The organism is Butyrivibrio sp. ob235 (assembly GCF_900109475.1).
In the GTDB taxonomy this organism is placed as follows: Bacteria; Bacillota; Clostridia; order Lachnospirales; family Lachnospiraceae; genus Butyrivibrio.
Genome location: NZ_FOBE01000016.1, coordinates 88,316 through 102,049 on the forward strand (window position 1 = coordinate 88,316; position 13,734 = coordinate 102,049).

Annotated in this window: 10 protein-coding genes; 9 read left to right on the forward strand and 1 reads right to left on the reverse strand. The window is 40.9% G+C overall.

Annotation, left to right across the window (positions count from 1 at the left end; genetic code table 11):
• Positions 1–131 precede the first annotated feature (131 nt).
• The 3 genes from BMW61_RS12285 to BMW61_RS12295 all read left to right on the forward strand — a co-directional run bounded on the left by BMW61_RS12285 (position 132) and on the right by BMW61_RS12295 (position 4,442).
• Complete coding sequence (locus BMW61_RS12285) at positions 132–581, forward strand: Hsp20/alpha crystallin family protein (RefSeq protein ID WP_091822340.1); 450 nt, start codon at positions 132–134, stop codon at positions 579–581.
• Between the two features lie 130 nt (positions 582–711).
• A complete protein-coding gene (locus tag BMW61_RS12290; RefSeq protein ID WP_091822343.1) occupies positions 712–3,216 on the forward strand; it encodes an EAL domain-containing protein in 2,505 nt (834 codons plus the stop codon).
• 17 nt (positions 3,217–3,233) lie between these two features.
• Positions 3,234–4,442, forward strand: coding sequence for an ion transporter (locus tag BMW61_RS12295; RefSeq protein ID WP_242829886.1), 1,209 nt, complete (start codon positions 3,234–3,236; stop codon positions 4,440–4,442).
• A gap of 56 nt (positions 4,443–4,498) precedes the next feature.
• Here BMW61_RS12295 and BMW61_RS12300 read toward each other — a convergent pair whose 3' ends face one another.
• On the reverse strand, positions 4,499–5,185 hold the full coding sequence (locus BMW61_RS12300) for an anaerobic ribonucleoside-triphosphate reductase activating protein (protein WP_026497644.1): 687 nt from the start codon (positions 5,183–5,185) through the stop codon (positions 4,499–4,501).
• Positions 5,186–5,331: 146 nt separating this feature from the next.
• Between BMW61_RS12300 and pdxR the strand changes: the two genes are divergently transcribed.
• From pdxR to BMW61_RS12330, 6 genes are all read left to right on the forward strand, one after another.
• On the forward strand, positions 5,332–6,420 hold the full coding sequence (gene pdxR / locus BMW61_RS12305) for a MocR-like pyridoxine biosynthesis transcription factor PdxR (protein WP_022763289.1): 1,089 nt from the start codon (positions 5,332–5,334) through the stop codon (positions 6,418–6,420).
• A 117-nt stretch (positions 6,421–6,537) separates the two neighbouring features.
• A complete protein-coding gene (locus BMW61_RS12310; protein WP_091822349.1) occupies positions 6,538–7,179 on the forward strand; it encodes a bifunctional 4-hydroxy-2-oxoglutarate aldolase/2-dehydro-3-deoxy-phosphogluconate aldolase in 642 nt (213 codons plus the stop codon).
• Positions 7,180–7,201: 22 nt separating this feature from the next.
• Positions 7,202–8,605: a glucuronate isomerase gene (gene uxaC / locus BMW61_RS12315; RefSeq protein WP_091822350.1), complete on the forward strand. Its 1,404-nt coding sequence runs from the start codon at positions 7,202–7,204 to the stop codon at positions 8,603–8,605.
• 67 nt (positions 8,606–8,672) lie between these two features.
• Positions 8,673–9,770 (forward strand): sugar kinase, encoded by a 1,098-nt coding sequence (locus BMW61_RS12320; RefSeq protein WP_022763286.1) that lies wholly within the window; start codon positions 8,673–8,675, stop codon positions 9,768–9,770.
• 216 nt (positions 9,771–9,986) lie between these two features.
• Complete coding sequence (locus tag BMW61_RS12325) at positions 9,987–12,131, forward strand: leucine-rich repeat domain-containing protein (RefSeq protein WP_091822353.1); 2,145 nt, start codon at positions 9,987–9,989, stop codon at positions 12,129–12,131.
• A 121-nt stretch (positions 12,132–12,252) separates the two neighbouring features.
• Positions 12,253–13,485, forward strand: coding sequence for a leucine-rich repeat protein (locus BMW61_RS12330; RefSeq protein ID WP_175475185.1), 1,233 nt, complete (start codon positions 12,253–12,255; stop codon positions 13,483–13,485).
• Positions 13,486–13,734 lie beyond the last annotated feature (249 nt).

Here is a 13,734-nt window from a genome sequence, read left to right on the forward strand (position 1 = left end):
AGAGTGCTAACAAGTGTTATAACAGTTATAGAACAAGGGAACAGAAATAAAGGGAGCAATAATAATTGTAATGACTCCGGTTCCGCTGCTCAAAGTTTATAATTTCATTCATATATAAGGAGGTAATTATTATGTTGATGCCTAGTATTTTTGAGGAGAATTTGTTTGATAACTGGTTCGATTTCCCGATGTTTAATGAGTTTGACAACACCGAGAGGAAGCTCTATGGCAGGCATGCCGACAGGCTTATGAAGACAGATGTCCATGACAATGAGGATCATTATGAAGTAGATATTGATCTGCCCGGCTTTAAGAAGGAAGATATCAGCCTTGAACTCGACAATGGTTACCTTACCATAAGTGCCACCAAGGGACTTGATAAGGATGAGAAGAACCATAAGGGTAAGATCATCAGACAGGAGCGCTATCAGGGCTCAATGCAGAGAAGCTTCTATGTAGGAGATAACATTACTGAGGAAGATATCAAGGCAACCTTCAGACATGGCGTACTTAGTCTCAATGTACCTAAGAAAGAACAGGCGAAGGTTCCTGAGAAGAAGACAATAATGATCGAAGGATAAGAGATTGTTATTGATTTATAAATTGTTTATGTATTCTTTAACAATATTTAAACATACATAAGCCTTAGTTAATAATGCACCGGCCCTTAAAGTGGTAGAATTATCTATATCACTAAGGGTCGGTGTTTTTATGACGAAACAGTCGGTACTGCAAAAAATACGTACGGTATTTATAGTGCTTAGCGTCATTTGTCTGCTGGTTGCCGTCATGTTCCTTCGGCAGTTTGTGACGACTGATGATAATACCTCGATGGATGGTCCTGTTTACAAAGGAGAGGTCCAGCATCGAGTTCTTTTGCTGTCTTCTTATACTTCCCAGTATTACACATTTGAGCCGCAGATAGAGGGACTTAGACAGAGCCTCGATCCTAACGGTATAGAATTTGATGTTATGTTCATGGATGCCAAGAAGCATGCATCCAATGAGGATGTCGAGACTTTTCACAATTACTTTATTCAAAGAGTTAATTTAAAAAATGATTATGATGGCGTTATTCTGGCAGACGATGAGGCTGTTAAATTTGCCATGAAATATAAGGAAGAACTCTTTACGGATATTCCGGTTGTGTTCTTTGGTGTCAACAACATGACACTGGCACAGATGGCTGTTGAGCGCTATGAAATGTATGGCTTTTATGAAAATGATTACCTTACAAATACAATAGAGCTTTCAATGAAGATGATGCCTGATAGAAAAGTATACTATGGCATACATGATAATTCACCTGCCGGCCTTGCTGACATGGTTCTTTATAACCATGAGAAAAGTAAGCATCCCGACTATACCTTTAATGAGATAAATATAGCTAAACTTCCTTTTGAGAAATTGCATGAAGAATTAAAGTCAATTCCCAGTGATGCTGTGCTCATTTATATGACCTGCTTTAAGGATTCATCCGGAGTGGTTCATTCCACAAATGAGATGACCAATATTATAACTGCAACTACCAAGGTTCCGATTATGCGCAATTATTCAAGCGGCATGAGTGATGGTGTTCTTGGTAGTGTCGGCATGGATTTTACTGCCCAGGCAAGTTATGCGGGAGCATTGATGGCTGACCTTCTTGCTAACAGACATGGTGATGAGCAGTTCCTTTCAATTGAAACACCCTATACCTCAGAGTTCGACTATCAGCTCATGAAGAAATTCGGTATAGATGAAAAGCTTCTTCCCAAGGATGCTGAAGTATTCAACAGACCTCTGACCTTCTTCGATATGTATGGAAAGATATTCCCGGCTGTTGGAATGATTTTCCTGTCTATGGCATTCCTTCTCATGTCGGCATATGTTACTGTTCTTGTCGGCAGAGCCACCAATCTTGAACTCAGAGAGTCTAAGGAGGAACTTGAAAAAACACAGGAGAAGATCAAGTATCAGGCTGAGCATGATGATTTTCTTGATATTCTTAACAGAAGAAGTGCGGTTGACTACCTTAGAGAACATCTGACAATTAAGCATGTCTATTCAATTCTTATGATAGACATTGATAATTTTAAGGATGTCAATGAAACTTACGGACACCAGCTCGCCGATGAGATACTTAAGTACCTGTCGCTTTCTCTTGAGAAGATTGCTGAGGAGAGAAGTTGGATGATCTCCAGATACGGCGGCGATGAGTTCCTTATCATGGTACCCAAGGAACAGCTTGATGAGAATTCCGATACAATAAATGAGATTCTTGAACTGTTCAGAACACCGATTCCTGTAGGAGATGAGACAATTATTCTATCCTGCAGTATCGGTATATCTGTCTCCGATGGTTCCACGCTTCCTGATCAGCATATTATAAATGCCGAGATAGCTATGTATGAAGCTAAGCAGCGCGGAAGAAACAAGGCTTTCAGATATTCCGAGGAGATGAAGAAGAAGATCCGTGAGGAAAACAAGATCAAGGCAAAGATCCTGGATGCCTTTGATAACGACGGATTTTACATGGTTTATCAGCCCCAGGTTAACTCCATGACCAAGGAAGTTACAGGATTTGAAGCTCTGGTAAGAATGAAGGAGCCGGGCCTTTATCCTAACGTATTTATACCGATTGTAGAGTCAAGCGGCTGGGTTGGAAGACTCGGAAGAGTAACTACGGAACTTGTCATCAAGCAGCTTGCAGCCTGGAAAGAGGATGGCTATAAACTTCATCCCGTCTCCATAAACTTTTCCAGTAATCAGATTGGCGATACCGGATATGTGGACTTTATCAGAGACCTCCTTTCGCGGTATAATATACCCGGAAAGTACGTTGAGATTGAAATAACTGAGGGGCTTTTCCTTGAGAGAACAGAACAGGCTGATAAATTGTTCCAGCAGTTTAGAGAACTGGGGATAAAACTTCTGATGGATGATTTTGGAACAGGCTATTCTTCTCTTGGATATCTTACATATATTCCGGTAGACTACGTAAAACTGGATAAATCACTTGTGGACAGTTATCTTGTAGAAGGTAAGGAAGCCTTCATAAAGGATGTCATTCAGCTTGTACATGATATCGATAAGCAGGTAATAGTTGAAGGTGTTGAGGAAAAGTGGCAGTTTGAGAAGCTTCGCCTTTTCAGCGCTGACATAATTCAGGGATATTATTTCTGCAGACCTGTTATGCCTGAAGAAGCTATTCTATATGAAGTTAAAGATGATTAAATAAACGGGAGATTGTTGTGGAAAAAGAAAAGTGGGAGGAGCTTAGGGAAAAGCTCTTTAAGGTGGTATCCGTCGGATACCTTGGGGATACCATAAGTGTTGCATATGATGTTATAGGAACGGGTGCACTGGTATTGAATCTTGGTGCAGCCTTCCTTTCTACGTTCGATAATATAAATGGCCCTTTCGGCGGTGTGTTTAACAGCATTGAGAAATGGACTGTTTTGTTTTTTGCGATAGATTATATCTTACGCGCAATATGTTCCAAGTGCCTGTATCCTGACAGATCAGACTTCATGGCACTTGTTCTGTATTTCTTCTCATTTTCCGGAATTATTGATCTTTTGAGTTTTCTTCCGTATTACATGCCGTTTTTCTTTCCTGCAGGAGCGGCTGCTTTCAGAATGTTCAGAGTGGCAAGGATATTCAGACTCTTCAGAATCAATGCTTATTATGATTCACTGAATGTAATTACAGAAGTTATAAAGAGTAAGTCGCAGCAGCTTTTGTCCTCGGTTTTTATCATCGCCGTTATGATGCTAGCATCCAGTCTCTGCATGTATTCTCTGGAGCATGAAGCTCAGCCTGATGTTTTCGAGAATGCTTTTTCAGGTATCTGGTGGGCTGCATCTACTCTACTGACAGTCGGATACGGTGATATTTATCCTAAGACAATTCTGGGAAAAGTTTTCGGAATTCTGCTTGCATTCCTTGGTGTAGGTATTGTTGCCATTCCAACAGGTATTATTTCCGCAGGTTTCGTTGAACAGTACACAAAGTTAAAGCACATGGGAGACTATGCAAAGTCTATTGATATGCATTTTATTAAAGTGCAGCTTGGAATGAAGGATAAGTGGGTTGATAAGAAGATAAGAGACATTGACCTTCCTCACGGCGCGCTTATTGCCATGATACAGAGACATGGTAATACCATAATTCCAAACGGAAATGTAATACTGGAAGCAGGAGATAAAGTGGTAATCGGGGCAGAGGCTATAAAAAACGATGTACCGATGCATCTTAAAGAAGTCACACTGGGAGAAACTCACCCCTGGTGCGATCATTTTATCAGGGATCTTGATTTCCCCAGACAGACTATTCTTTTATCCATTAAACGCGGCTCCAGAACCGTCATTCCCAAGGGCGGCGTAAAACTTCAAAAGGGCGATACAATAATTGTAATTTCAAGAGTGCACCTCCCTGAAGAGGATGAAGTGGAAGTCTAAAAGCCTTCCCCCTTTGGGGGAAGGTGTCAGCGAAGCTGACGGATGAGGGGGGAAGCTTAAAGCCCTCTCAATATTACATTTTTTATATATCTCTCCGCCGCCTGCCGATATGCCTCCATATCTTCCGCACTCGGCGAACTGAGCCTCTTATCCGGAACAGTATCACGCTCTGTAAACTGCTGTAAATAATACGCCTTTGCACCACAAATCCATTCGCCGATTTTGGCAAAATCTTCTGTAGTATGAAACTCTTTAATAGCTGTAGTTCTGAATTCATAATCTACACCGGAGTTCATAATAAGATTGATGCTCTCAGTGATTACTTCTGTATCGATTTTTACCCCACAGGTATCACTGTATTTTTCCGGTGAATTCTTAACATCCATAGCGATGTAATCAACCAGGTTTTCACTAAGTAAATCTTTAAGAACATCGGGATGATTCCCGTTAGTATCAAGTTTAACGAGATATCCCATATCTTTTATTCTTATAATTAGATCTTTTAATGATGAATTGAGGCAGGGTTCACCGCCTGTTATTACGACTCCGTCAAGGAGTCCTTTTCTTTTATCAAGAAAAGAAAACAATTCAGCATCATCCATTATCGGAGCGGCCGTTCCATCCACCAGTTCAAAATTATGACAAAAAGGACAGCGAAAATCGCAACTGCCTAAAAAGACGGTTGCGGCAACTTTTGACGGATAATCAAGTAATGTCATTTTTTGTAAGCCATGTATTTTCATAATGCTTAATTATACTAGCTTTTTAGCTGTTTTGGAATCTTGATTGACGTATGAAGAAGGGATGATATATCATCAAACTGATAGTATAAAAATGGTAAATACGTAATGTTTTAATATAACCAGATATACAACCGGAGAATATGAAAATGGATAAGCAAAAGAGGTATTTAAAGGTATACGAAGACGTTCGTGAAGACATAATAGGAGGCAGGTATGAGACAGGAAGTAAGCTCCCGTCCAAGCGTGTTATGGCAGAGGCAATGGGAGTCAGTGTCATAACCATCGAGCATGCCTACGAACTTCTTGCGGAAGAAGGATATATCATTCCCAAAGAAAAGAGCGGGTATTTTGTGTCTTTTGATGATAGTGAGATTTATATAGGAAAAGGCTCGGCAGAGAAAAAAACGGTAATGCCCGGTAAAAAGATTCGTGTTGCAAAAAATATTGGAGAGGCTGCTTTTTCTTATTCGATCTATGCAAAGACCGTCAGGAGAGTTCTAAGCGAATACGACAGCCGTGTGATGGAAAAGTCACCTAAAACCGGTATGAACGAACTGAGAAGCGCAATTGCAAATTACCTCGGACGATCCAGAAGGCTTGAGGTTTCCCCGGAACAGATAATAATTGGTGCAGGTGCGGAGTATTTGTACGGACTTATAGTGCAGACCTTCGGACGAGACATTATATATGGCGTCGAGAGTCCGTCATATCAGAAAATCGCAAAGGTCTATGAGGCTGGTGGTGCGGAGCTTCTTATGCTAAAGCTCGGGAGCGACGGCGTTGAAAGTGATGAACTATGGAACGGAAAAATGAAGCTTCTTCATATAACTCCCTACAGAAGCTTCCCGAGTGGCGTTACTGCTTCGGCGGCCAAGAAGAGAGAGTACCTCAAGTGGAGCAGAAAGAAGGACGGATATATCATCGAGGATGATTTTGAATCCGAGTTTACACCCAGCAGAAAACCTGAAGAGACGATTTTCTCTCTTGATGAAGAGGGGAGAGTTATATATGTAAATACGTTTACGAGAACGATCGGAAGCTATGCAAGATGCGCATATATGGTTCTTCCGATGAACCTCATAAGTGCGTTTTCAGAGAAAATTGGATTTTACGAATGTCCGGTTCCAACACTGGATCAGCTGGTAATCGCTGAGCTTATAGAAAGCGGCGATTTTGAGAGACATATAAATAAAGTCAGAAGATATAACCGCAAAGGTGCTCAGTCCCAAAAGTGATTATTGCAATACAGCAAGAATTGCAATGCAAAGAACAAATGCAACAATGTGAAAAGTACATGGGAAAATCTAGTATTGTGTATGAGTTTTAATGACATACACAAGGAGCACTGAAAAATGTACGAAGAATTAAAAGCAAAATTTGAAAAGATAGGTATTATTCCTGTCGTTGTTTTAGAAGATGCGAAGGATGCACATGCACTCGGAGAGGCGCTGATGAATGGCGAACTTCCGGCTGCGGAGGTGACATTCAGAACCGCTGCTGCAGAGGAAGTAATAAGGATTTTGTCAAAAGATTTTCCGGATATGCTTGTCGGAGCAGGCACAGTCCTTACTTCCGAGCAGGCAGACAGAGCAATGGCTGCAGGCGCAAAATTTATTGTGGCACCGGGATTCAATCCCACGGTAGTTAAACATTGCCTTGAAAAGGGATATCCTATAACTCCCGGAACTCAGACACCTTCCGAGATGGAACAGGCTATGGAGCTTGGACTTGATTTTGTTAAGTTTTTCCCGGCAGAACCTGCAGGTGGCCTTCCAATGATCAAGGCTGTTGCAGCACCTTATACTAATCTGACTTTTATGCCCACAGGCGGTATCAACAAGGATAATGTTAGAGATTATCTGGCATTTAAGAAGATTGTAGCCTGCGGTGGTACCTGGATGGTGAAAAATGATCTGATTAAAGCCGGAGACTTTGCAAAAGTTGAAGAGCTTACAAGGCAGGCCGCTGAGATAGTAAAAGAGGTTAGAGGCTAATAAATCGGAAGGAATGAATACTATGAAGAAATTCATGGATGAGAATTTTTTGCTTGGAAATGAGACTGCGATAACCCTTTTTCATGAAGCGGCAAAAGATGAACCCATAATAGATTATCACAACCATTTAAGTCCCAAGGAGATATACGAGGATAAGTGTTTTGACAACATAGGCGAGGCCTGGCTTGCAGGAGATCACTATAAGTGGCGCGCTATGAGAGCAAATGGCGTACCGGAGAAACTTATAACTGGTGACGGAGACTACTATGAAAAATTTGTTGCCTGGGCTGACACGGTGCAGAGACTTATAGGGAATCCTTTATATCAATGGACGCATATGGAGCTTCAGAGATATTTCGGAATTACAAAGACGCTCTCAGCAGATACTGCCAAAGAGATTTGGGATGCCTGCAATGAGAAGCTTCACACTAAGGAGTACTCCGTGCGAAATCTGCTTAGGATGCAGAAGGTATCAGTTCTGTGTACCACTGATGATCCGGCTGATACTCTCGAGTGGCATACAAAGCTCCGGGAAGACAATTTTGAAATACAGGTACTTCCGTCCTTCAGACCTGATAAGGCTCTGGGAATTGAGAAGGCTGATTTTCAGGAATATCTTGGGAGACTATGCAAATCAGCGGGAGTTATACTCAGAGATGTAGATTCTGTACTCGAAGCTCTGGAAAAGCGACTTGATTTCTTTTTGGAAAATGGCTGCAGAGTTTCGGATCACAGTCTTGAGAGTACTTTCTTTGTTGATACGACGAAGGAAGAAGTTGAATGGATTTTTGATAAGAAGTTTGCAGGATCCGAACTTACCGAAGAGGAGTGTGGTAAGTACAAGGGATATATGCTCACAAAGCTCGGGAAGATGTATGCCCGTAAAGATGTGGTGATGCAGCTTCACATAGGAGCTTTCAGGAGTAACTCCAAGAGGTGTTTGAAACTTATAGGTGCAGACACCGGTTTTGATTCACTAAATGATTTTAATTATGCTCCGCAGCTTTCAGCACTTTTTAATGCGATGGATTTAACGGAAGAACTTCCGAAGGCAGTTGTGTATTGCCTTAATCCTAAGGATACAGAAATGCTTGCCTCAATGGCGGGCAATTTCTGTGGCAATGAAAGCGGCATCAAAGGAAAAGTGCAGCTTGGAGCTGCCTGGTGGTTCTGCGATCACAAGAACGGAATGGAAAGACAGATTGATGCGATGGCTGATGTTTCTCTTATATCAACCTCCATCGGAATGCTTACAGATTCCAGAAGCTTCTTATCATTCCCAAGGCACGAACTCTATAGAAGAATCCTCTGCAACAAAATCGGAACCTGGGTAGAGAACGGCGAATACCCGTGGGACAAAGAATACCTTTGCGAGATGGTAAAGGATATCTGTGGCAGAAATGCAAAAAAATATTTGAACTTATAAACCTCTGGCTTCCCCTTGAGGGGAAGCTGTCAGCGTAGCTGACTGATGAGGTGTTTTGGAGGAAACCATGAACTTAAACTTAAAATCAAAAAACGACTGCAAATACGACGCTGTTTCACTCGGAGAAATCATGCTCCGTTTTGATCCCGGCGAAGGTAGAATCCGTACCGCCAGGGAATTTAAAGTATGGGAAGGAGGCGGAGAGTATAATGTAATCCGCGGACTTCGCAGATGCTTTGGCATGACTACAGGTGTTATCACCGCTTTTGCTGATAATGAAGTAGGCCATCTGGTAGAGGACTTTATTCTTCAGGGCGGTGTTGATACTTCACTTATTAATTGGAAAAAGACAGACGGAATCGGACGTGAATGCAGAAACGGACTCAACTTTGTTGAGCGAGGCTTCGGCATAAGAGGAGCACTTTCCTGCTCAGACAGAGCTAATACAGCGATTTCTCAGGCTACAGATAAAGACTTCGATTTTGACTATATCTTTGGCGAGCTGGGAGTAAGATGGTTCCACACAGGCGGTATCTATGCTGCACTTTCTGAGCAGTCTGCTGATACAGTTGTTAAAGCAATAAAGACAGCAAAAAAATATGGAACTGTTGTTTCTTACGACCTTAACTACAGAGCTTCGATGTGGTCAGCAATCGGTGGCCAGAAGAAGGCGCAGGAGGTTAACAAGGAAATCGCTAAGTATGTTGATGTCATGATCGGCAACGAGGAAGACTTTACAGCCTGCCTTGGATTTGAGATTGAAGGCAACGATGCAAACCTTAAGGAACTCAATCTTGATGGCTATAAGAAGATGATAGATGAAGCAGCAAAGGTTTATCCTAACTTCAAGGTGGTTGCTACAACCCTTAGAACCGTAAGGACAGCAACTGTTAATGACTGGTCTGCATTATGCTGGGCTGATGGTCAGATTTATAAGGCCAAGGATTATAACGGTCTTGAAATTCTCGACAGAGTTGGTGGCGGTGATTCATTTGCATCAGGACTGATTTATGGTTTAATGACCACAGGTGATGCAGAGAAGGCTGTTAACTACGGAACCGCGCATGGCGCACTTGCTATGACAACACCCGGAGATACAACAATGGCAACTGTTACAGAAGTAGAAGCTATTATGGGTGGTGCCGGTGCACGAGTAAAAAGATAATTATTAACGTAATTACGTTACTTTGAAAATAATCACAAAATGATATATCGTTAACAAAAATATTTGTAAGTTAATGAAATAACTGTTAAAAGCGCTGGAAAAATCCGGCGCTTTTTTAGTAAAAAATCGCATTGAGATTTTTTTTGATTTGAAGTATTCTATCAATTGCTTTGAGGGGAGCTATATATTTAAAAGTTTTGTTGGAGGAAGTCAGAAATGAAGAAGGTAGTACGTAGTATGGGTAACATGCTAATTGCGCTTTCCGTTGCAGTTAGCATGTTTTCTAATGTTTGCATTGGGGCGCAGGCAGCTGAGGATGAGCCAGGTGTTGCACAGGAGTATGGGATAGAGAATCCCTTTACCAATATTGGATCGTTTGATTATGCAACAGAATTAGCAAAGGCTTATTATGATATTCAAAATGGTCACATTGTTGATACTGTTTATATCGATTTTTCACAGAATAAAGTTCAGACATACGAGGGTAAGCCTCTAACAACAGAAGCGCTTGACCAAATTGATGATTTGAAATTGAATGATGAAGCGAAGAATGTTGTGTTCATCAATTCTCTTTACAACTATAATCATATGTTTAGTGTTGAGATGACACTTGAGAGTGGTAGAGAAGCAGCTGAGGGACGCATGATAATTGATGAAGCGGCAGGTCAGTACATTAAGTTCAAGGCTGATGAAAATGGAACAGTATTTGATGCATCAGAAGCTTCAGGGGTATATGAAACAGTAATAACCTATGAGGATCTGCTTAAAACATCCGGAACTTCCGAGGGGTCTGCAGAAGAAGATGCTCATATGGCTCTCTTTAGCGCATATGAATTATATGGTGTTAATACCGTTTTCGGATTTGGCAAAGAAGAGTCACCTAGATTCACATTAAGAATCAATTTTGGTGAAGCTCTGAAAGTAGAGGAGGATGCTCCCGCAGTAGAGGAAGAGACTCCCGCAGTAGAGGAAGAGACTCTTGCTGTAGAGGAAGAGAACAAGGAAGAGAAAAAACCTTCAGAAGAGACTCCTGTAGTTGAGGAAGAAAAGAAAGAAGAGGAAAAGCCTTCAGAAGAGATTCCTGCAGTTGAGGAAGAGAAGAAAGAAGAGGAAAAGCCTTCAGAAGAGATTCCTGCAGTTGAGGAAGAGAAGAAAGAAGAGGAAAAGCCTTCAGAAGAGACTCCTGCGGTTGAGGAAGAGAAGAAAGAAGAACCCAAGACTGAGGAAGATAATAAGGAAGTTAACAACACAGTATTAATTGATTTTTCTGAGAAAAAAGTACAGCGCTTCAATCATCCTATAACTAGTGGTGATTTTGATGAAATCGCGAAACTTGCTGAGACAGATGAAGAAAAAAATGTTTTTTTCTTGTCCGCAATGCTTTTCTATTACGATTTATTTGAATCAGAGTTGAATCAAAACACTGGTGAGGGCCGTTTGATTCTTAACCGTGCTGCTAACCAGATTATCAATATGAAGACTGATGCAACCGGCACAACCTATGATGCAAGTGCAGCATCAGGAACATATGAACTTGTAATTACAGAGAGCCTTTTGAAGAAAAAATATTATCCTGCAGGTGCTTTTATGGCGGCAGAGGGCTATTACGGAGTGGATACAATAGAAGATGAAAACGGCGAGAGGAGCTTCAAGCTTCAGATAGTATTTGGTGAGCCCGATCCTAAGGCTTTGGAAGAGAAGAAGGACGAGCCTAAGACAGAGGAAGAGACTCCTGCAGTAGAGGAAGAGAAGAAGGAAGAGCCTGCAAAAGAGGAGAAGCCTTCAGAAGAGAAAACCTCAGATGTTCCCACACCTGTTAAAGAGGAGCCACTTAATAAAGAAGAGAACAAGGCTGCAGAAAACAAAGCAGAGGAAAAGACATCTGCTACAGCTACAGAGCCTGCAAAAGAAAAGAAGAATGAGACAGTAGAAACACCTGCTGTTGATACAGAGTTTGAGGACAATGGTTATTCATATAAGGTAACATCAGCTGATGAGGTTGCATTTGTTGGAATCACGGATAAGACAGCTAAGTCAGTAACTATTCCGGATACAGTTGTTTATCAGAACAATACCTTTAAAGTAACTGCTGTTGCTGATAAGGCACTTTGCGGTTGCAAGAAGCTTACAAGCGTAACTGTTGGTGAAAATATTACTTCAATCGGTGCTTCCGCTTTCGCTAAATGCAAAAAGCTTAAGAACGTAACAATTAAATCTGCTTCAGTTAAGACAATCGGCAAGAAAGCATTCTTCAAGAATTCTAAGAAGCTTGTAGTTAAAGTTCCTAAAACAAGTTACAAATCATATAAGAAGATGCTTAAGAAGGTAAAAATTTCTGTAAAGCTTAAGAAGATAAAGTAATACAAAAGCGTCGGATAATACCGGCGCTTTTTTAGTAAAAAAATGCATTGCTTAGAAAAACGTAATATCGTATTATGTTTAAGACTTGAGGGGACAACTAAATTATTTAATGGAGGGACTAATGAAAAAAGTAGTTAAGAGAATTTGCAACACACTTATGGCTGTTGCAGTAGCAACCAGTATGCTCTCATTTGTGGGGACACAGGCTAGCGCAGCCGAAGAATCTACTAATACAGTTAAGGAATCTATTGATACAGTCGTAATCGATTTTTCCAAAGAAAAAGTTCAAGTATTTAAGGGCACACAACCTTCTTCCGAAGATCTTGATAAGGGTGAAACTATGAGCCAGCTTTCTCAGGAAGCAAAAAATATTGCTTTTATTAGTGTGCTGAATTATTACAATGAGCTTTTTGGTAAGAACACTATTTTTACCGTAAATCCTGAATGGAAGGATGGTAAAGTTGTTAGAGCAGCAGGTAATATTATTATTGATAAAGAAGCCGGACAGACCATTCATTTTGAAATGGATGAGAATAAAACAATTTTCGATGTAGGTTCATCCACTGGTGTTTATGAAAAACTGATTACACGTGAATTACTTGACCGGACAACTCCTCAGGGAGAAGACCATGCTTCTGACGTTTTGATGCCTTTTTTTGGCGCAGAGGCTATGTTTGGTATTGATGCCGGAATAAATAGTGGTAAGTATTGCTTTAACCTTATAATTGATTTTGGTAAAGCAGAGGAAAAGCCTGCTGACGAGGAAGAGACACCTGCTCCTACACCTGTAAAAGAGGAAGAGAAGACAACTAAGGAAGAAACAACTACTCCTTCGACAGAGAAGAAGGAAGATCAGCAGAAGACTACTGAGACAGAGCAGAAGGCTCCTGAGACTGAGAAGAAGGCTGAAACAGTAGAGACAGCTGCTCTTGATACAGAATTCGAAGAGAATGGCTATTCATACAAAGTAACTGCTGACGGTGAGGTTTCATTTGTAACAGTTGCAGATAAGAAGGTTAAGTCAGTAAATATTCCTGACAGTGTAACACACCAGAATGTTGAGTATAAGGTAACTTCAGTAGCTGATAAGGCTCTTTATAACTGCTCTAAGCTTAAGAGCGTTACAGTTGGTGCAAACGTGAAGACTATCGGAGCATCAGCATTTGCAAAGAGCAAAAAGCTTAAGACCGTTACAATTAAGTCTGCTTCACTTACTTCAATCGGTAAGAAAGCATTCAGCAAGAATGACAAGAAGCTTGTAGTAAAGGTTTCCAAGGCTAACTATAAGAAGTATAAGAAGCTTATGAAGAAGTCTGGAATGTCTTCAGTAAAGCTTAAGAAGATTGGTAAATAATTATTTGAAATAAGTGATTATGACAGAATGCGTCGGAAAAAATTTTCGGCGCATTTTTTATTTAATAGGAAATTTCGCCTTGCGGCAAAACCTTGAATTAAAAGGCCCGGACAAGACCGGGCCACGCAAAGCGGAGGTATGTTGGTTTTAAATTACCAATCTACCTCGTCAAAGAATTCATCATCTTCATGCATAAAGTAATCCATGTCGAGAAGGTCTTCATCATCCATCTCGCGGATTTCATTCGCC